Source organism: Streptomyces sp. PTL18 (assembly GCF_059510295.1).
In genome coordinates, this window is the sequence record NZ_JCAJZO010000120.1 from 1 (window position 1) to 707 (window position 707).

Annotated in this window: 1 protein-coding gene; it reads left to right on the forward strand. The window is 64.5% G+C overall.

What is annotated here, in order from left to right; translation table 11 throughout:
* The coding region (locus tag AC5WS8_RS39255) for an alpha-amylase family protein (protein WP_496108252.1) at positions 1-707 on the forward strand (707 nt) is incomplete at both ends.

Here is a 707-nt window from a genome sequence, read left to right on the forward strand (position 1 = left end):
GAGGATTTCGACTGGTTCGTGGGGCGGGCGCGGGAGGTGGGGCTGGAGGTGGCCCTGGATTTCGCGTTGCAGTGTTCGCCGGATCATCCGTGGGTGGACAAGCATCCGGAGTGGTTCCGGCACCGGGCGGACGGGTCGATCGCGTATGCGGAGAATCCGCCGAAGAAGTACCAGGACATCTATCCGGTCTTTTTCGACGCGGACATGGACGGGCTGGTGGCGGAGACGCTGCGGGTTCTGAGGTTCTGGATGGGGCACGGGGTGCGGATCTTCCGGGTGGACAATCCGCACACCAAGCCGGTGGTGTTCTGGGAGCGGGTGATCGGTGAGGTCAACGCCGTGGATCCGGATGTGGTTTTCCTGGCGGAGGCGTTCACGCGGCCGGCGATGATGCACACGCTGGCGAAGATCGGTTTTCAGCAGTCCTACACGTATTTCACGTGGCGGAACTCGAAGCAGGAGCTGACGGAGTACCTGGGTGAGTTGTCGGGGGAGGCGGCGGCGTATATGCGGCCGAACTTCTTCGTGAACACCCCGGACATCCTGCATGCGTATCTGCAGCACGGGGGGCGGCCGGCGTTCGAGGCGCGGGCGGTGCTGGCGGCGACGCTGTCGCCGACGTGGGGTGTGTACTCGGGCTACGAGCTGTGTGAGAACGTGCCGCTGCGGGAGGGCGGTGAGGAGTATCTGGACTCGGAGAAGTACCA